General features: G+C 67.4%; 19 protein-coding genes. 3 read left to right on the forward strand and 16 right to left on the reverse strand.

Annotated elements, in window-relative coordinates; translation table 11 throughout:
• Positions 1-45: 45 nt before the first annotated feature.
• From ptsP to AC3WT6_RS04325, 14 genes are all read right to left on the reverse strand, one after another.
• Positions 46-1791, reverse strand: a complete 1746-nt coding sequence (gene ptsP, locus AC3WT6_RS04260; protein ID WP_492652320.1) for a phosphoenolpyruvate--protein phosphotransferase — start codon at positions 1789-1791, stop codon at positions 46-48.
• Between the two features lie 38 nt (positions 1792-1829).
• Positions 1830-2105 (reverse strand): HPr family phosphocarrier protein, encoded by a 276-nt coding sequence (locus AC3WT6_RS04265; protein ID WP_492652321.1) that lies wholly within the window; start codon positions 2103-2105, stop codon positions 1830-1832.
• Positions 2106-2119: 14 nt separating this feature from the next.
• A complete protein-coding gene (locus AC3WT6_RS04270; RefSeq protein WP_492652322.1) occupies positions 2120-2527 on the reverse strand; it encodes a PTS sugar transporter subunit IIA in 408 nt (135 codons plus the stop codon).
• Positions 2527-3405, reverse strand: a complete 879-nt coding sequence (rapZ, locus tag AC3WT6_RS04275) for an RNase adapter RapZ (protein ID WP_492652323.1) — start codon at positions 3403-3405, stop codon at positions 2527-2529. Before rapZ ends, AC3WT6_RS04270 begins: the two co-directional genes overlap by 1 nt.
• Positions 3402-4232: an HPr(Ser) kinase/phosphatase gene (locus AC3WT6_RS04280; RefSeq protein ID WP_492652324.1), complete on the reverse strand. Its 831-nt coding sequence runs from the start codon at positions 4230-4232 to the stop codon at positions 3402-3404. The genes rapZ and AC3WT6_RS04280 overlap by 4 nt, the downstream gene beginning before the upstream one ends.
• A gap of 15 nt (positions 4233-4247) precedes the next feature.
• Positions 4248-4700: a PTS IIA-like nitrogen regulatory protein PtsN gene (gene ptsN / locus AC3WT6_RS04285; RefSeq protein ID WP_492652325.1), complete on the reverse strand. Its 453-nt coding sequence runs from the start codon at positions 4698-4700 to the stop codon at positions 4248-4250.
• 118 nt (positions 4701-4818) lie between these two features.
• Complete coding sequence (hpf, locus tag AC3WT6_RS04290; RefSeq protein ID WP_492652326.1) at positions 4819-5142, reverse strand: ribosome hibernation-promoting factor, HPF/YfiA family; 324 nt, start codon at positions 5140-5142, stop codon at positions 4819-4821.
• Positions 5143-5266: 124 nt separating this feature from the next.
• Positions 5267-6742: an RNA polymerase factor sigma-54 gene (locus AC3WT6_RS04295; RefSeq protein ID WP_492652327.1), complete on the reverse strand. Its 1476-nt coding sequence runs from the start codon at positions 6740-6742 to the stop codon at positions 5267-5269.
• An 87-nt stretch (positions 6743-6829) separates the two neighbouring features.
• Positions 6830-7570: an LPS export ABC transporter ATP-binding protein gene (gene lptB, locus AC3WT6_RS04300; RefSeq protein WP_492652328.1), complete on the reverse strand. Its 741-nt coding sequence runs from the start codon at positions 7568-7570 to the stop codon at positions 6830-6832.
• A complete protein-coding gene (gene lptA, locus AC3WT6_RS04305) occupies positions 7567-8124 on the reverse strand; it encodes a lipopolysaccharide transport periplasmic protein LptA (protein ID WP_492652329.1) in 558 nt (185 codons plus the stop codon). The genes lptB and lptA overlap by 4 nt, the downstream gene beginning before the upstream one ends.
• Positions 8108-8659 (reverse strand): LPS export ABC transporter periplasmic protein LptC, encoded by a 552-nt coding sequence (gene lptC / locus AC3WT6_RS04310; protein WP_492652330.1) that lies wholly within the window; start codon positions 8657-8659, stop codon positions 8108-8110. The genes lptA and lptC overlap by 17 nt, the downstream gene beginning before the upstream one ends.
• A 6-nt stretch (positions 8660-8665) precedes the next feature.
• A complete protein-coding gene (locus AC3WT6_RS04315; protein ID WP_492652331.1) occupies positions 8666-9181 on the reverse strand; it encodes a KdsC family phosphatase in 516 nt (171 codons plus the stop codon).
• Positions 9181-10152, reverse strand: coding sequence for a KpsF/GutQ family sugar-phosphate isomerase (locus AC3WT6_RS04320; RefSeq protein WP_492652332.1), 972 nt, complete (start codon positions 10150-10152; stop codon positions 9181-9183). The genes AC3WT6_RS04315 and AC3WT6_RS04320 overlap by 1 nt, the downstream gene beginning before the upstream one ends.
• A 34-nt stretch (positions 10153-10186) precedes the next feature.
• Positions 10187-11410 carry an RsmB/NOP family class I SAM-dependent RNA methyltransferase gene (locus AC3WT6_RS04325; RefSeq protein WP_492652333.1) on the reverse strand — a complete coding sequence of 408 codons (1224 nt, stop codon included), beginning with the start codon at positions 11408-11410 and terminating at the stop codon, positions 10187-10189.
• Positions 11411-11467: 57 nt separating this feature from the next.
• On the opposite strand from AC3WT6_RS04325, the gene AC3WT6_RS04330 reads away from it, so the two are divergent.
• From AC3WT6_RS04330 to AC3WT6_RS04340, 3 genes are all read left to right on the forward strand, one after another.
• Complete coding sequence (locus tag AC3WT6_RS04330) at positions 11468-12205, forward strand: SIR2 family NAD-dependent protein deacylase (protein ID WP_492652334.1); 738 nt, start codon at positions 11468-11470, stop codon at positions 12203-12205.
• A 218-nt stretch (positions 12206-12423) separates the two neighbouring features.
• Positions 12424-13470, forward strand: a complete 1047-nt coding sequence (gene cysK, locus AC3WT6_RS04335; RefSeq protein WP_492652335.1) for a cysteine synthase A — start codon at positions 12424-12426, stop codon at positions 13468-13470.
• A gap of 518 nt (positions 13471-13988) precedes the next feature.
• Entirely contained in the window at positions 13989-15296 is a 1308-nt protein-coding gene (locus AC3WT6_RS04340) for a hypothetical protein (RefSeq protein ID WP_492652336.1), read from the forward strand.
• A gap of 292 nt (positions 15297-15588) precedes the next feature.
• Here AC3WT6_RS04340 and AC3WT6_RS04345 read toward each other — a convergent pair whose 3' ends face one another.
• Entirely contained in the window at positions 15589-15888 is a 300-nt protein-coding gene (locus tag AC3WT6_RS04345; protein WP_492652844.1) for a rubredoxin, read from the reverse strand.
• Positions 15885-17348: a cryptochrome/photolyase family protein gene (locus AC3WT6_RS04350; protein ID WP_492652337.1), complete on the reverse strand. Its 1464-nt coding sequence runs from the start codon at positions 17346-17348 to the stop codon at positions 15885-15887. The genes AC3WT6_RS04345 and AC3WT6_RS04350 overlap by 4 nt, the downstream gene beginning before the upstream one ends.
• Between the last annotated feature and the right edge of the window lie 73 nt (positions 17349-17421).

Consider the following 17421-nt stretch of genomic DNA (forward strand, 5'->3'; position numbering starts at 1 on the left):
CCGTGTGCATTCTTCCGCTCGCGAGCGGCTAAACAGCGCAGCAAATTAGCGCCCGATCGCCTCGATCAGGGCCTGCTGCTCCTCGACATCGGCCGAGGCCAGCATGCGCAGCGCCTTGGCGTGCAGCTCGCGCAGGTCGGCATCGAGCACCGCGCGCTTGACCTCCAGCACATTGGCCGGATGCATGGAAAACTCCTGCAGGCCCAGGCCCAGCAGCAACCGCGTATAGCGCACGTCGCCGGCCATTTCGCCGCACATGGTCACCGGGATTCCGGCGCGCAGGCCGGCGTCGATGGTGCGGTGGATCAGCTGCAGCACCGCCGGGTGCAAGGGGTCATAGAGGTAGTTCACCTCGTCATCGACGCGGTCGATGGCCAGGGTGTACTGGATCAGGTCGTTGGTGCCGATCGAGAAGAAGCGCGCCACCCGCGCCAGCATTGGTGCGGCGAGGGCGGCGGCGGGCACCTCGATCATCGCGCCCACCGGCACGTCATCGGCCAGCACCTGGCCCTCGCGCAGCAGCTGTTCGCGCGCCAGCTCGATCACCGCCAGCGCCTGCCGGAACTCGCCGACGCTGGAGATCATCGGCAGCATGATCTTCATCTGCCCGAAGCGGCTGGCGCGCAGCAGCGCGCGCACCTGGGTGCGGAACAGCTCCGGCTCCTTCAGGCAGAGGCGGATCGCACGCAGGCCCAGCGCCGGATTGTTGGGCGTAGGGCCGACGCGGGCGCCGGAGTCGACCTGCTTGTCGGCGCCGAGGTCCAGCGTGCGGATGGTGATCGGCCCCTGCACCGCGCTGACCACCTTGGCGTAGGCGTCGTACTGCTCCTCCTCGCCGGGCAGGTCCTTGCGGTTCATGTACAGGAATTCGGTGCGGTACAGGCCGACCCCTTCGGCGCCCATCCCGGCGGCGTGGGCGGCGTCTTCCGGCAACTCGATGTTGGCGAGCAGGCGGATCTTCACGCCATCGCGCGACACCGCCGGCTGGTCGCGGATCAGGTCGAGCTGGGCGCGGTCCTCGGCCAGTCGCCGCTGCTTGGCGCGGAAGAAGGCGAGCGCCTGGGCATCGGGATCGGCGAGGGCATGGCCCTGCTCGCCGTCGACGATGACTTTCTCGCCCTCGCGCAGCCAGCGGCGCGCATCGCGGAGGCCGACGATGGCGGGGATGCCCAGGCTGCGGGCAAGAATCGCGGTATGCGAGAGCGGGCCGCCGAACTCGGTGATGAAGGCAACCACCTGCTGCTGGCTGAGCAGGATGATGTCGGCCGGGGTGATGTCGTCGGCGACGATCACGGTCGGCTCGGCGATGTCGAACTTCGGCGCGCCCTCGACCGGCGCGCTGGGCTGCGCCTGTTTCATCAGCACCCGCTGGATGCGCGCGACGACGTGTTCGACATCGTCCTTGCGGGTCTTCAGATAGGGATCGTCCATCTGCTCGAACACCGCCACCAGCACATCGCGGCTCTTCTTCAGCGCCGCTTCGGCGTTGATCTGGTGGCTGCGGATGTTGGCAACGGTGGTATCGACGATGGAGCGGTCGTCCATCATCAGCAGATGGGTGTCGATGAAGGCGGCGATGTCGCCCGGCGTGCCGGCCGGAATCTGCTCGCGCACCGCCCGCAGCTCGTCGCGGGCCCGGCGCTGGGCGCCGTAGAAGCGGGTGATCTCGTGCTCGATGTCGCCAGCCGCCAGCTTGCGTTCGAGGATCTCGAGATCGTTGGCATGCAGGCGCTGCACGCGGCCGATGGCGACCCCGCGCGAGACTCCCAGGCCATTGAGCCAGATGCTCATGCCGGGCTCCGCCAACCGCGCGGCCGAAATTGCTTCACTCAGGCCTCCTCGCCAAAGCGCTCGGCGATCAGCTGTGCCAGCTCGTCCAGCGCCTGCTGGGCATCCTCACCTTCAGCGACCAGGGTCACCGAGCTGCCCTTGGCGGCGGCCAGCATCATCACCCCCATGATCGACTTCGCGGAGACTTCGCGGCCGTCCTTGCGTAGGCGAACATCGGCGGTGAACTTGCTGGCCAGCGTCACCAGTTTGGCCGAGGCACGCGCGTGCAGGCCGAGGCGGTTGACGATTTCGACCGTGCGTTCGAGGGTGGGCATGGGTGGAGTTCTCCTTAAGGGGGGGCGGGCCGCGGACAGAGGGTGACGCCGCGCTGGCCGCCTTCGATGGCGGCGGCGGCGAGCTTGTCCAGTGGCAGCTGCGGGTAGTTGAAGACTTTCATCAGCATCGGCAGGTTGACGCCGGCCACCACCAGGCTGCGCTCGCTGCGCAGCGCGCCAAGCTTGTTGGCGATGTTGCTGGGGGTGGAGCCGTAGGCGTCGGTGAGCAACAGCACGCCCTCGCCGCTGTCGAGATTGTCGAGCATGCGCTGGCCCTGCAGCAGCAGCGCCTCGTGCGCCTGCACTCGCCGTACTTCCAGCACGTCGGCCTTGCAGGGCAGTTCGCCCATCATGTCGCGCAGGGTGTCGAGCAGGAAGTGCCCGAGCTTGCCGTGTGTGACCAGGAGTACGCCGACGGCCATCAACTGAGATCCCGGTGTTTGACGATGATCTGATCAAACCGTTCCCTGAAGAAGCGGCCGAGCATTTCAACCAGATAGACGCTGCGATGTTGGCCGCCGGTGCAGCCGATGGCCACTGTTATGTATGCGCGGTCCTGTTCTTGGTAGCGAGGGAGCCAGGACTCCATGAACACGCGGATGTCCCGCTGAAACTTGATCACGTCTGGCTGGCGCTCCAGCCAACGCGCGACGGCAGCATCCCGTCCGTCGAGTTCGCGTAGAGCCATTTCCCAATGGGGGTTAGGCAGGCAGCGGGCATCGAACTGGAAGTCTGCGCCATTTGGTGCGCCATTCTTGAATCCAAACGAAAGGAACAGTACCGACATGCGCCCGTTTCTGTGCTCCGGAAGGCGCTGAAGAATGGCCTCTCGGAGCTGATGCAAGTTGAGAGCGCTGGTGTCGAGAATGGCGTTCGCCGCATGCGATACCGGTTTCAGTAACTCGCGCTCGCGCTTGATGGCCTCGAACAACGGCGTCTCGGCATCGGATAAGGGGTGCTTGCGGCGAGTGTCGGTGTAACGCTTAAGGAGAACCTGATCGTCACACTGTAGAAACAGCACGTCGATCTCAATGTCCCTCAGGCGTAGTTCCTCCAAGCTTCGCGTGAAGCCCTCAATCTCGGCAGGCGCGGCGCGGGCATCGACACCGACTGCCACCCGGTTGTAGCGGGCATCGCCACTGTGCAGGGCGTGCACCAGCAAGGGCTCGATCAGCCCCAGCGGAATGTTGTCGATGCAGAACCAGCCGAGGTCTTCGTATTGCCGAAGCGCCACCGTCTTGCCGGCCCCGGACAGGCCGCTGACGATGGTGAGCTTCATGCGCGCGGGCGTCTCGCTCATGGCGGGGGCGGGTCGAGGATCTGCAGTTGTTGCCGAGCCTCGAAGGCGTCGGCGGCGTGATATCCGGTGAGCCGCAGCCAGTGGTCGCGGCAGGCGGTTTCCACCATCGGGGCCAGATTATGCCCGAGCCCGCGCGCCAGGAAGATTTCCGGCACCGCGACCTCCAGCAGTCGGCGGCAGTCGCGGCGGCCGCGCAGCCGCTCCTCGCCGGAGAACAGCGGTCGCGGCGCGTCGTCGAGGCGGATGATGAGGTCCAGGCGCTCGCGCCGTTTCACCGCCTGCGGACCGTGGCAGCGGGCGATGTTGAGCACGCCCAGGCCGCGCGCCTCCATGAAGCCGGCCAACAGCGGACTGCTGGAGCCAACCAGCACGCCCTCGGCGAGTCGGCGCAGCTCCACCGCGTCGTCGGCCACCAGCGGGTGGCCGCGCGAGATCAGGTCCAGCGCCAGCTCGCTCTTGCCGACGCCGGAAGGCCCCATGATCAGCACGCCCAGTCCGAGCACGCTCAGGAACACGCCGTGCAGGGTGGTGGCCGGGGCTTCCTCGGAGAGCTGCGTACGCAGCTGCGCCAGCCGCTCGTGGGCGGCGGTCTCGCTGGCTTCGATGAGGGCGATGCCGACCTGGTTCCAGGCGGCCTCGTCCAGCTCTGGGGCGCCGCGGCTGCGGATCAGCTGGCGCACCCCGGCGTCGGCCAGACGGGCCGGCAGAGTGGCTCGGGTTGGGGCGTCGGCCTTCTGCCACCAGGCGGCCGCCGCTTCACCCAGCACCAAGCTGCGGGCCGGGTGTACCGGATCGAAAAGGCCGACGGCCGCTTGCGCAGCCGTCATGGTCGTCGTGGCGGCTTAGCCGCGGCTGGTGACCAGCGCATACAGCGCGGCATCGTCGGCTGCCGCCCGCGCCTGCTTGCAGAAGGCCTCGTCGGAGAACAGTTCGGCGATGGCGGCCAGGTGCTTGAGATGAGTTTCGGTGGCCTGCTGCGGCACCACCAGACCAAACAGCAGATCGACGGTCTGGCCGTCGTGGGCGTCGTAGTCCACCGGGTGCTTGAGGCGGATCAGGGCGCCGATGCTGTTCTCGACGCCGCTCATGCGACCGTGCGGAATGGCGACACCATGGCCGAGCCCGGTGGAGCCCAGCTTTTCGCGGGCGGTGAGGCTGGTGAAGATCTCGGCATCGGTGACGGTGCCCGCGCCCTTGGCCAAGAGCTTGCTCATTTCTTCCAGCGCGCGCTTCTTGCTGGTGACGGTAACGCCGGCGACGACGCGGCTGGCGGAGAGGATTTCGGCGAGTTTCATCTTGGGGTCTTCCAGAAAGGCTTGTGGCAGGGCTCTAATGGCTCAGGTGCACATGATAGCGGCGCCGCCAACAAAAACGGGACGCCTGAGCGTCCCGTCCTTGGTCTAAGCGCTGGGCCTAGAGGCTGGCCTGGTGGTGATCCACCTCGCTGGCGTGGTGGTCGCGGCGCTTGTCCTTGTGCTTGCGGGTCTGCTGGTCGAGCTTGTCGGCCAAGAGATCGATGGCCGCGTAGAGGTCGCTGTGGATGGCCTCCGCATGCAGGGTCGCTCCGGAACAACGAACCGTCGCCTCCGCCTTCTGCCGTTCTTTGTCCACCGAGAGAATCACCTGCGCATCTATGAAGTGATCGAAATGGCGTTCGAGTCGCTTCATCTTTTCCTTGGTATACGCGCGGATCGGCTCGGTCAGGTCGAGATGGTGGCCGGAGATGGTGAGATTCATCGTTCACTCCTTCAGGTGGGTGCCCTATAAACCGGAGCCCCTGACGGTTCCTGCGCTTACGGCGCAAAAGCGGTTCGTCAGTCGCCGCTGTTACAGCGGCTCACGAATCGGTTCTGCTATCTCGCTATAGCGGCCTCCTTTCGTGCGAGGGCGGGATGCCCAGGGCTTCCCGGTATTTGGCGACGGTACGCCGCGCAACCTGGATACCCTCCTTCTGCAAGAGTTCGGCCAGGGTGGCGTCGGACAGCGGCTGATTGGGCTGCTCGCCGGAGATCAGCCGCTTGAGCATGGCCTGGATGGCGGTGGCCGAGGCGACACCGCCGCCGACGGTCTGCACATGGCTGGAGAAAAAATGCTTGAGCTCGAACAGCCCACGGGGCGTGAGCAGGTACTTGTTGGCAGTGGCGCGCGATACGGTTGATTCGTGTATCCCCAGCTGACTGGCCACATCCCGTAAGACCAGCGGGCGCATGGCTTCGTGCCCATATTCCAGAAAAGCGCGCTGTTCTTCAACTATGCACTGGGCGACCCGAAGTAGCGTATCGTTTCGGGATTGCAGGCTGTGCAGGAAGTAGCGGGCCTCCTGCAGATGGGTTTTCAGCGTCACCTGGTCGCGCGAGCTGTCGGCGCGCTTGACCATCGCCAGGTAGTGCGGATTGATCCGCACCGAGGGCGAAGCCTCGCGGTTGAGGCTTACCTTCCAGCGTCCCTGGTGCTTGGTGACGAACACGTCCGGCTCGATGTAGTCGCTCTCGTGCGCCGCGTACGGCCGGCCCGGGTGCGGTTGCAGGCTGCGGATCAGGGCCAGCGCCACCTTCAGCTCGGCCTCGTCGTAGCCGGAGGCGCGGCGCAGGGCACCGAGGTCGCGGCGGGCGATCAGCATCAGGTGTTTGGCGACCAGGGCCAGCGCCGCGGCCCGCCCCGGCGTGTTGGCCGGCAGCAGATTGAGCTGCAGCGTCAGGCACTCGCCTAGATCGCGGGCGGCCACGCCCGGCGGATCGAAGTCCTGCACCACCCGCAGCACCTTTTCGATGCGGCGCGGGTCCAGGCCCATGGTCTCGCGGAAATGCACGCAGGCCTCGTCCCAGCCTTCCAGGTAGCCGTCTTCGTTGACGGCGTCGATCAGGTAGGCGGCGACCTCGGCCTCCCATTCGCTGAACGGCGCCAGCCGGGCCTGCCAGCGCAGATGCTCCTGCAGACTCTCGCTCTCGCGCAGGTTGGCTCGGCGGAATTCGGCCAGATCCTCCTCGTCCTCGCCGCCGCTCTCGCGGCTGGGGGCGGTGTCGTAGATGTCGCTCCAGTCGGCGTCGACCGGCATTTCCTCGGGGATGCTGTCCTCGCTGCCCCGGAGGTCGGAGACTTCGCCGGAGTCGTGATCCTCGCCGCCGCCGCTGTCCTGCGACTGCATCTCCGGCGCAAGATCGTCCGGCGACTCGCCGGCGGCGTCTTCGTCGAGCTCCAGCATCACATTGGATTCGATGGCCTGCTGGATCTCCTGCTTCAGATCCAGCGTCGAGAGCTGCAGCATGCGGATCGCCTGCTGCAATGCCGGCGTCATGGTCAGCGCCTGACCGGTGCGCAGTCCTAGCGCCTGCCTCATGGGTTGTCCCTGTCCATCGTCATAGCCGCATTGTAACGGCGGTACAGGTTTTGCATGTCAAGCTCTGTGGGGCAGGATTCCAGGCTGCTACAGCTTGAAGCCTTCGCCCAGATAGACCCGCCGGACGGTGGTGTCTTCCAGAAGCTCGGCCGGCGAGCCACCGGCAATCACCCGACCCTCGGCCAGGATGTAGGCGCGCTCGCAGAGCGCGAGGGTCTCGCGCACGTTGTGGTCGGTGATCAGCACGCCGATGCCGCGCGCTTTCAGGTGATGGACGATGGCCTGGATGTCGTGCACGGCGATCGGATCGACGCCGGCGAAGGGTTCGTCGAGCAGGATGAAGCGCGGATTGGCCGCCAGCGCCCGGGCGATCTCCACCCGCCGCCGTTCGCCGCCGGACAGGCTCATGCCCAGGCCGTCGCGGATGTGCTCGATGTGCAGCTCGCCGAGCAGGCGCTCCAGCTCGCGCTGGCGGCCCTGGGCGTCGAGGTCCGCACGGGTTTCTAGGATCGCCAGGATGTTGTCGGCGGTGGACAGCTTGCGGAACACGCTGGCTTCCTGCGGCAGATAGCCGATGCCGCGCTTGGCGCGGGCATGCATGGGCAGGTGGGTGATGTCCTCGCCGTCCAGCTCGACGCTGCCGCCATCGGCGGGCACCAGGCCCACCACCATGTAGAAGGAGGTGGTCTTGCCGGCGCCATTCGGGCCGAGCAGGCCGACGATCTCGCCGGCGGCGACTTCCAGCGACACGTCGCGCACCACCGTGCGCTTCTTGTATTGCTTGACCAGGTTGCGCGCGACCAGGCGCGCCGGCGGCTGGGCGCTCATGGCTGCGGCACCGGTGCTGGCTTCTCTTGCGGCGCAGGGGCGACGGCGGGCGGCGTCAGGGGCGCGCCGTCTTCCGGCACGTCGATGACGATGCGCACCTGGCCGGTGTCGCCGCCATCGGCCTGCACCCGCCGGCTGGGCACGTTGTAGCGCACCTTCTCGCCATTGATCTCGTCCTTGCCGCGCAACAGCTGGGCGCTGCCGGATAGCTCCACGTCCTGGCTGGCCGAGCGGTAGACGATGCGGCTGGCGCGCGCCTCCACCGGCAGCTCGGCCGGGGTTTCGCCGGCGTGCATCAGGGTCGCCGGCTCGCCGGTGAGGGTGATCTCGTAGGGCGCGCGATTGCCGCCGGGCTGGCGCAGTTCCAGCCGCGCGCCGCGCAGTTCCAGGGTCTTGGACTTCATCAGCACATCGCCGCTGTAGATCATCACCCCGTCCTGCCATTCGCCGCTCTTGGCGGTGATGGTGATCGGGCCGCTGGGCCGCGACGGGCTCTGGGCCTGCGCCAGGCCGGCGGCGAGCGCCAGCAGCAGGAAACTAATCGCGTAGCGCATAGCGCATCTCCACCGAGTTCAGTTGCAGTGTGGCGGCATCGAAGGGGGCGTTGAAGCTCTGCGCCTTGGCCGACCGCGACTCGCTTTCTATGGCGATCGGTTGCGCCGATTCAATGCGCTTGTGCTGATCGTCGATCCAGACCTCGGCGGCAGTCAGCCGCAGCGGCTCGCCGTCCGGCCAGCGGCCCAGGCCGGTCACCGGCGCCAGCAATTGCAGGCGCTGCTCACCCACCGGCACCAGACCGCGCGGCGACTGCAGCTGCCAGGGGGCCGCCATCCCGCTCAGGCCCAGGGCGACGATGGTCTTGAGCTCCGCCGAGCCGTCGTCGAAATAGTCGGCATGACTGGCGCGCACCGCCAGTGTCGGCCGGCCCTGTTCGTCGGTGCGCAGCAGGTCCAGTCCGTCCAGGCTGTAGCGCGGGGCAAAGCCCTGGGCGGCCTCGGCGACCGGATCGACCGGCGCGTGGAATTCGCCGAACAGCAGCCAGGCCGCCAGCGCGACCGCCAGCAGGCCCAGCAGCAGGCGCGAAAGCACGCCGGACTAGTCCTTGCCCTGGCAGGCGAGGATGAAATCCACCGCCTCGCGAATCGCGCCATCGCCGCCGCGCGCCTGGCTCACCCAATGCGCCGCCGCCTTGGCCTTGGGGTGGGCATCGCCCGGCGCCAGTGCCAGGCCGACGCGCAGGAACAGCGGCAGGTCGGGCACGTCGTCGCCCATGTGGGCGCACTGGGCATCGCTGATGCCCAGGGTGTCGAGCAACTTGCGGTAGGCCGGCAGCTTGTCCTCGGTGTTGAGCCAGATGTGCTTCACGCCGAGGAATTTCAGGCGCTTCTGCATGGCCACGCTGGGCCGCCCGGAGATCACCGCCACCTCGATGCCGTTCTTCATGAGCAGCTTAATGCCGAGACCGTCGCGGACGTTGACCGCCTTGATCTCCTCGCCGTCATGCGTGAGGTAGAGCTTGCAGTCGGTCATCACCCCGTCGATGTCGAAGATCACGCAACGGATCTGGCGCGCGCGCTCCTCGGCGCTCGGTGGCAGTGCGGTGGTGCTCATCAGACCACCCCGGCGCGCAGCAGGTCCTGCAAATGGATCACGCCGATCAGCTTGCCGGCCGCGTCGGTGACCATCAGCGAGGTGATCTTCGCGGCCTCCATCTTCTGCACCGCCTCGGCGGCCAGGGCCTCGGCGGCGATGCGCTTGCCGCCCGGCGTCATCACCCGGGCGATGGGCACGGTGCGCACGTCGACGCCGCTGTCCAGCACCCGGCGCAGATCGCCGTCGGTGAACACGCCCTGGACCACGCCGTCGGCGTCGATCACCGCCGTCATGCCCAGGCCCTTGCGGGTCATCTCCAGCAGGGCGGCGGTGAGCGGCACGTCGCGGCTCACCTGCGGCAGGCGCTCGCCCTTCTGCATGAGGTTTTCCACCGTCAGCAGCAGGCGCCGGCCGAGTGCGCCGCCGGGGTGCGAAAAGGCGAAGTCCTCGGGGGTGAAGCCGCGTGCTTCCAGTAGGGCGACCGCCAGGGCATCGCCCATCGCCAGGGTGGCGGTGGTGCTGGCGGTGGGAGCGAGGTTGAGCGGGCAGGCTTCCTGCGTCACCGACACGTCGAGGTGGGCATCGCCGGCCTTGGCCAGGGTGGAGCCGGGCCTGCCGGTCATGGCGATCAGCGGCACGCCCAGGCGCTTGATCAGCGGCAGGATGGTCAGCACCTCGGCGGTCTCGCCGGAGTTGCTGATGGCGATCACCACGTCCTGGCGGGTGATCATGCCGAGATCGCCGTGACTGGCTTCGCCGGGATGCACGAAGAAGCTGGGCGTGCCGGTGGAGGCCAGGGTGGCGGCGATCTTGCCGCCGATATGGCCGCTCTTGCCCATGCCGGTCACCACCACCCGGCCCTTGCAGGCGAGGACGGCGGCGCAGGCGCGGGCGAAATCCTCGCCGATGCGGGGGGCGAGGGCGGCGACGGCGTCGCGTTCGATCTCCAGCGTCCGGCGGGCGCTGGCGAATAGGGTTTCTGAGTTCATGGGATGGCTATTGTAGGCGCTCGCCCAGGCCGACCTAGTCGGCCCGGCGCCGCAGCGGCGCGGCGAAGAAGCCGTCGCTGCCGTGGCGCTGTGGCAGCAGCCGCAGCCGGAGGTCGGGGCCGAGCAGCTTGGCGAGCGGCGGCCAGTGCTGGCCGGCGGCGGGGTCGGCTGCGTAGTCGGGGTGTCGGGCGAGAAAGGCATCGACCACCGCCTCGTTCTCGGCGGCCAGCAGGCTGCAGGTGGCATAGATCAGTCGCCCACCGGGGCGGACCAGCCGCGCCGCGCGTTCGAGGATGGCCAGTTGTTGCTCGGCGAGCGCCGCCGTATCGACCGACCGCAGGCGCAGCTCCGGATTGCGCCGCCAGGTGCCGGTGCCGGAGCAGGGGGCATCGACCAGTACCGCGTCGGCCTGCCCGGCCAGATCGGGGAAGGGCTCCGGGTCGTCGGCTACCAGTGGCCGGGTTTCCACGCAGGCGACGCCGGCCCGTTCCAGCCGGGGTGCAAGCCGCGCCAGCCGGCCGGCGGAGCTGTCGGCGGCGATCAGCCGGCCGCGGTCGCGCATCGTCGCCGCCAGCGCCAGCGTCTTACCGCCGGCGCCGGCGCAGAAGTCGATCACCGTCTCGCCCGGTTGTGCGGCCACCAGCAGGGCCAGCAACTGGCTGCCCTCGTCCTGCGGCTCGGCCAGACCTTCGGTAAAGGCGCGCGCGCCGCTGGCGATGCGCTTGCCCAGGCGGATGCCCCAAGGCGAATAGGGCGTGGCACTGGCGGCGATGCCGTCTTCGGCTAGCTGGGCGAGCAGGGCGTCGCGGCCGATCTTCAGGCTGTTGGCGCGCAGGTCGGCAGGCGCCTCCTGATTGAGCGCGCGGGCCAGCGCCAGGGTTTCGGCCTCGCCGTACTGCGCGCTCAGCGCGGCGTAGATGGCCTCCGGCAGATTGGCGGCGGCGGCGGCGGAGACCGGCGCCAGCGCGGCGGCCGGCGGCAGCTCGTAGTCGGCCGGGTCGCCGCCGAGGTCGGCGAGGTGGCGCGCCAGCCAGGCGGCGGGCTCGGGGCCGGCCAGGGCCTGCAGGCGCAGCACATCGCGCAGCACGCCATAGACCAGCGCGCTGACCTGGGCGCGGTCGCGCTTGCCCATCTCGCGGTGGCTGCGGAACAGGGCGTCGAGGATCTGGTCGGCCGGCCGGCTGCCGGCGGCGATGCCTTCCAGCGCCGCGCGGGCACGGGCGACGTGGGCGCGGCGAGGCTTGGGGGATTCGGTCATTGCCACAGTCTAAAGGGCGGGCCAAGCTGGTCCGCAGGACTCAAGCCCTGAATCGCCATGGACGCCATCGATCTGTCCGCCCACCGCGCGCCCTTGTTCTTCCTTGGCGCCGGCATGAGCGCCGAGTCCGGCGTGCCCACCTACCGGGGGCGCGGCGGTATCTGGGAGCAATACGACTACCAGGACTACGCCTGCCAGCGGGCTTTCGAGCGCGATCCGGAAAAGGTGCTGGATTTTCACCAGTTGCGGCGGGCGACGGTGCTGGCCTGCCAGCCGCACGCCGGTCACCAGCATCTGGCCCGATTGCAGTCGGCCTGGCCGGCGCTGCGGGTGGTGACCCAGAACATCGACGGCCTGCTGCAACGCGCCGGCATCCGGGTTGACGCCGAACTGCACGGCTCGCTCTGGCGGCTGCGCTGCGCCTGCGGGGCGCGGGAGGCCCCGGCCCCGGCCGAGTACCCGCGGCGGCGTTGCGCCGACTGCGGGCAATGGCTGCGGCCGGACATCACCTGGTTCGAAGACGCGGTGGACGCCGCCTGTTTCGAGCGGGTGGCGGACTGGGTGCGCCGCGCCGATCTGTTCGTCTCGGTCGGGACTTCCGGCGCGGTCTGGCCGGCGGCCGGCTTCGCGCAACTGGCTCGGCGCAGCGGCGCCGACATGGTCGAGATCAACCCCGAGGACAACGAGGCCTCGCCGCTGTACGCCCGCCAAGTGCGGATGCGGGCCAGCGAGGCCCTACCCGCACTCTTTCCGCTCACCACGGCCACAGCCGCCAACGCGCTCTCCGCCCCATGAACCTCCTCCGCTAATACGGCGTCGCCCTGGTCAGCCTCGTCGTCTCGCTCGGCAGCCTTGGCTACGCCACCTGGCGCAACGAAACCAGCGAGCAGCAGCGCAAGCTGCGTTACGCAAGTACGGCGCCCGTCCGGCCGCCTGCAAGGCGAGGCCGCTGAAAGCCAGCGCCGGTCCACAGCCGGCTATGCTCTGCCACCCGTTCTTCACTGGTGCTGGCCATGGCTCGCTACAACAACATCCTGGAGACGATCGGCAACACGCCGGTCGTGCGCATCAACCGCCTCGCGCCGGAAGGCGTGAACCTGTACGCGAAGCTCGAAGCCTTCAACCCGCTGGGCTCGGTCAAGGACCGCCTGGCGCTGGGCGTGATCGAGGCGGCCGAGAAGTCCGGCGCGCTCAAGCCCGGCCAGACGGTGATCGAGGCCACCAGCGGCAACACCGGCATTGGCCTCGCCATGGTCTGCGCCGCCAAGGGCTACCCGCTGGTGGTGACGATGGCCGAGCAGTTCAGCGTCGAGCGCCGCCGGCTGATGCGCTTTCTCGGTGCCAAGGTCGTGCTCACGCCGGCTGCCGGCCGTGGCTACGGCATGGTGCAGAAGGCCATCGAGCTGGCCGAGGCGCACGGCTGGTTCCTGACGCGCCAGTTTGAAAACGAAGCCAACCCGGCCATGCACGAGCGCACCACGGCGCGCGAGATCGTTGCCGACTTCGCTGGCGAAAAGCTCGACTACTGGGTGACCGGCTACGGCACCGGCGGCACGCTCAATGGTGTTTCCCGCGTGCTGGCCCGCGAAAAGCCCGAGACCCGCATCGTCGTCTGCGAGCCCGCCGACGCGCCCTTGCTCGCCAGCGGCCAGGAACAGGCCCGCAACGCCGATGGTTCGCCGTCCTCGCCGCACGGCGCCTTTAAGCCACACCCCATCCAGGGCTGGACGCCGGACTTCATCCCCAAGATCACCGCCGAAGTCATGGCCACCGGCCGCGTCGACCGCGTGCTGGCCATCCCGGGCCCGGAAGCCATCAAGGCCTCGCAGGAGCTGGCGCAGAAGGAGGGCATCTTTACCGGCATCAGCGGCGGCGCGACGTTTGTCGGCGCGCTGCGCGTGGCCGCTGAAGCCGCGAAGGGCGCCAACATTCTCTGCATGCTGCCGGATACCGGTGAGCGTTATCTCAGCACGCCACTGTTCGCGGATGTGGCGGTGGATATGACCCCTGACGAACTGGCGCTTTCGAAGTCGACGCCGGGTTTGCAGTTTCCGTGTTAGAGAGCTGCCGGGCTTTCCGGATTCAGCCCAGAACTGCCATTTGCAGTAGAGCAATCGTAGCTGCGAAAGCGGACTCTGGACTTGGCGCGGATGACGCATTGAACATTGTAGGCGGGCACGTTCGCGAACCGATCAGACCGCTAACTGCCTGCATGCGAAGGCAGCGTTTCTCTCCGCCGTACCCGGTCTACAAAATTGCGATTTAGCAAAGGATGCGGTCGTATGAAAAAAGGTCCACGCACTTTAAGTCCAGCGAATGCAGGCACCAAGCCATGACGTGGTTATCGGCGATAGCCGCGTCCCTGTTCGCGATTGTTGCTGTCGTTCTGTGGGCGGCAATGATCTGGACATACCGAAGGCCCCCGTGGCGGCTCACATCCCGAAGCACATCATCGAGGGGATGGCAGGAGGTCGCATTCAGCATAGTCGTCCACAACCTTGGTTGGCGGACCATCTACCTCCCAAGAGAAGGACATTCAGTCGTTTTCCACATGAAGAGTGGCTCTCCGACTGTAAGGGTGATTTCGATCACCGATCTAGACAAGCCCAGCTCGACGCCGATTGCGGTCCCTCCATTCAGAATGGTCGAGATTGGGACTGACGTGATCAGACCTGCCGTATCCATGGTTGCCGGTCGAGGTGCTTCGAACCAGCCGCACTTTGATATCTGCTTGGTAGACGAGTGGGGGCGGCAGGCTCGCGCACGCTACAGGCTGCCCGACACGATCACAAAGGCCGTTCCCAATGCAACGACAGGAGAATGGGAGTACCCGAAGGAAACTCTGACGTTGAGCTATACCAACGCCCCTGATGAAACTCCTCTGATGAAATGGTTACAGGCGAGAGCAGGCAGCCACTTGAGGCAACGCACGCGAGCGAATGCCTGGCCGAACTTTCCGGAAACGCGGGACCCACCACCCGCGCCCGAATATGTCATTCAGACCGAAACGGTCGAACGGGATTGCGTTGTCGCCTTCATCGACATACTCGGCTTCAAGGAGGTCATGAAGTCAGACGACTTGGAAATCCGCAGGAAGGCCATTCATCTGTTGGAACAACTGACCGGCCATTCGAGTACGCACGGAATCAAGATTCGTGACATGGGGATCGGGGCCCAGATTGTTGTCAATCCGGAAGTATCGACATTTTCGGACAACGTCGTTCTCTCTATTCCTATCAGGGGAGTGTCGTATCCAACGCCAGTGGGTCAGGTGACGGAACCGGCAGAATCCTTCATGACCAACCTGATCACCCTCTGCATCAGCACATTCTGGCAAGGGCTTCATTTGGGCCTTTTGTTCCGGGGCGGGATTGCGCGTGGTCGCCTGTATCACGCCTCGAATGTCGTCGCGGGGGCGGGCATGGTGGATGCCGTTGAGTTGGAAAAGCTCACAAGATGGCCTCGCATAGCCATCAGTCCGGATGTTCTGGGCATTGTGGACCAGAACGGTCGGCCAATAATCCGACATGACGTTCGTGAACTCATCATTCAGGACGAGGAAGACGGTACGCATTACCTCGATGTGTTCAGCTTCCACCAGGGAGTTTGGTGTGACTATTTCCACTTTCGAGGGATAGAGAACGGAACCAATAGTCAGGTGCGCTCCGCCCTCCAAAAAATCAAGAAGCACACGTCGAACACCATATCGCGCCTTGAAGCCGAAGCTGACAACGCTGACCCAAAGCGAGCCAATGCACTTAGAGAGGCTGCGGACAAATGGCGTTGGTTCCAGACGCGGTTTGAAGCGGCACAGCAGAAAGGTGTTTGGGAGAACATCTGGAATCCACCAGAAGAGCCGCCCGTCACCACTACTGTGCACGAATGATCGAAAGCAAACGCGCGTTGGCGGAATCTTCGGCAAGCTTAGATTGCCCGAGGCAAGGCGTTGCGGAAGGGTGTCGCCGGGTCGTGTCAGGCATTGGGATTTCCCCTCCCACTGACAAGAGCTGGCAGTCAGCCGGCCTGGTAGCGGTCAGTCGCGACAGGCCCCTTTTGGCACTTTTTTGCCCTTGGTCGATGCGGTTCGAGCGATTTCTTTTCTCGCAGTAAGCAGAAAGCCGCCCGTTGCTGAGCCACGGGCGACCTCCGAAGGGCCGATCATCTGGCCGAACCGCGTTTTACCCCAGCGCCCTGAAATCCGGCTTCTCCCTCGCCGCGAACTGCGGGCACTGCCCGCTTTCGGGGAGTTGCGCCCAGCGAGTGCCGGCGGGAAAACCCTCGTGTTCGCAGCCGACCGCTTCGTCGTAGACGTAGCCGCAGTTCGGGCACTGGTGGTGTGTGATGGCCGGGGCCTTGGGGACGATGCTGGTGAAGACCAGCGCGTCGGTCGTCGTCGTGGCCTCAGCCGCATCGACCGGCAGCGGGTAGCGAGCCTGGAGCCTGGCGCGGGCCGAGGGGTGCAGGCTGGCCTGGCTCAGTTCGCCGCCTTGATGCGTTCGTAGGCGGCCAGGGCCCGGTCGCGTGAGCGGGCGAGGTCGACGATCGGCTTCGCGTAGACGCTGTCGAGCCCGACGCCGGCGGCGCGGCGAGTCTCGGAGGGAGCCTCCCAGGGCCGATGCAGGAACTTGTCCGGCAGCTTGGCAAGCTCCGGCACCCAGCGCCGCGTGTAGGCGCCGTCGCCGTCGAACTTCTCGCCCTGCAGCACGGGATTGAAGATGCGGAAGTAGGGCGCGGCGTCGGCGCCGCAGCCGGCGGTCCACTGCCAGCCCAGGCTGTTCTGCGGCAGCGAGGCATCGACCAAGGTGTCCCAGAACCAGCGCGCGCCCTCCTGCCAGGGGATCAGCAGGTTCTTGGTCAGCAGGCTGGCGCAGATCATCCGCACGCGGTTGTGCATCCAGCCGGTGTCCCAGAGCTCACGCAGGCCGGCATCGACGATGGGGATGCCGGTACGGCCGCGCTGCCAGGCGGCGAGATCGGCCGCGTAGTCCTCCGGCGCGCGCCAGGGGAAGGCGGCGAAACGCTCGTGCATCGGCGCGTCCGCCGTGTGCGGATAGTGGAACAGCAGGTGGTGCGAGAACTCGCGCCAGCCCAGTTCGCGGACAAAGTGCTCGGCGCTGGCCAGCCAGCCGGGGCTGGCGGCGCGGGCGGCCTCGCGGGCCGCCGCCAGGGCGCTGCGCGGGCTCAGTTCGCCGAAGTGCAGGTGCGGAGACAGGCCTGAGGTGGCGCTCGCGGCCGGCTGGTCGCGCTGCGTCGTGTAGCGGGCGATGGCGCCAGCGGCGAACTGCTCCAGGCGTCGCCGGGCGTCGGGCTCGCCGGGCGTCCAGAGCGGGTGGAAGCCCTGGTCCCAGGGGATGCGCGGCAGTAGCTCCAGCTCGGCGAGCGCCAGGCCGCGCAGGCGGGTTGCCGGCGGGCGCAGGTGCTCCGGCGCCGGCAGCGGAGCAGACAGATGGTCCAGCCGGGCCTCGGCATTGCGCCAGAACGGCGTGAATACGCGGTAGGGCTCCCCGGCCCCGGTCTTCAGTTCCCAGGGCTCGTGCAGCAGCGCGGCGTTGAAGCTCTCGGCCAGCAGGCCGTCGGCGCGCAGGGCCTCCTTCACCGCCCGGTCGCGGGCGAGGGCGGCGGGCTCGTAGAGGCGGGTCCAGTACACCGCCCCGGCGCCGGTTTCGCGGACCAGCGTCCGCAGCGCCTCCAGGCTGGGTCCGCGGCGGATCAGCAACGGGCTGCCCAGCGCCGCCAGCCGCTCGCCCAGGCAGCTCAGGGAGTGGTGCAGCCACCAGCGGCTGGCCGCGCCGGGTTCCCAGGGCGCCTCCTCCTCCGGGGCGTGCAGATACAGCGGCAGCACCCGGGCGTGGCGCTGGGCGGCGGCGTGGAGGGCGGGCTGGTCGGCCAGCCGCAGGTCGCGGCGCAGCCAGACGATGGCGGTATCGGTTGCGGTCATAGGGACGGTCTACGCAAGCTTAAAAGGTCTGGATGCGCCGCGAGTCCCGGACCCCGGCCCCGTATAATCCGCG

It is taken from the genome of Stagnimonas sp. FW305-C-60 (genome assembly GCF_058782965.1).

Excerpts from the sequence above, each read along its gene's own strand:
- AC3WT6_RS04265 (WP_492652321.1), bottom strand. The coding sequence starts at position 2,105 with ATGCCCACCCTCGAACGCACGGTCGAAATCGTCAACCGCCTCGGCCTG.
- cysK (WP_492652335.1), top strand. The coding sequence starts at position 12,424 with ATGGCTCGCTACAACAACATCCTGGAGACGATCGGCAACACGCCGGTC.
- hpf (WP_492652326.1), bottom strand. The coding sequence starts at position 5,142 with ATGAATCTCACCATCTCCGGCCACCATCTCGACCTGACCGAGCCGATC.
- AC3WT6_RS04330 (WP_492652334.1), top strand. The coding sequence starts at position 11,468 with ATGGACGCCATCGATCTGTCCGCCCACCGCGCGCCCTTGTTCTTCCTT.
- lptB (WP_492652328.1), bottom strand. The coding sequence starts at position 7,570 with ATGAGCGCCCAGCCGCCGGCGCGCCTGGTCGCGCGCAACCTGGTCAAG.
- AC3WT6_RS04270 (WP_492652322.1), bottom strand. The coding sequence starts at position 2,527 with ATGGCCGTCGGCGTACTCCTGGTCACACACGGCAAGCTCGGGCACTTC.
- rapZ (WP_492652323.1), bottom strand. The coding sequence starts at position 3,405 with ATGAGCGAGACGCCCGCGCGCATGAAGCTCACCATCGTCAGCGGCCTG.
- AC3WT6_RS04350 (WP_492652337.1), bottom strand. The coding sequence starts at position 17,348 with ATGACCGCAACCGATACCGCCATCGTCTGGCTGCGCCGCGACCTGCGG.
- AC3WT6_RS04315 (WP_492652331.1), bottom strand. The coding sequence starts at position 9,181 with ATGAGCACCACCGCACTGCCACCGAGCGCCGAGGAGCGCGCGCGCCAG.
- AC3WT6_RS04280 (WP_492652324.1), bottom strand. The coding sequence starts at position 4,232 with ATGACGGCTGCGCAAGCGGCCGTCGGCCTTTTCGATCCGGTACACCCG.
- ptsP (WP_492652320.1), bottom strand. The coding sequence starts at position 1,791 with ATGAGCATCTGGCTCAATGGCCTGGGAGTCTCGCGCGGGGTCGCCATC.
- ptsN (WP_492652325.1), bottom strand. The coding sequence starts at position 4,700 with ATGAAACTCGCCGAAATCCTCTCCGCCAGCCGCGTCGTCGCCGGCGTT.
- lptA (WP_492652329.1), bottom strand. The coding sequence starts at position 8,124 with ATGCGCTACGCGATTAGTTTCCTGCTGCTGGCGCTCGCCGCCGGCCTG.
- AC3WT6_RS04295 (WP_492652327.1), bottom strand. The coding sequence starts at position 6,742 with ATGAGGCAGGCGCTAGGACTGCGCACCGGTCAGGCGCTGACCATGACG.
- AC3WT6_RS04325 (WP_492652333.1), bottom strand. The coding sequence starts at position 11,410 with ATGACCGAATCCCCCAAGCCTCGCCGCGCCCACGTCGCCCGTGCCCGC.
- AC3WT6_RS04320 (WP_492652332.1), bottom strand. The coding sequence starts at position 10,152 with ATGAACTCAGAAACCCTATTCGCCAGCGCCCGCCGGACGCTGGAGATC.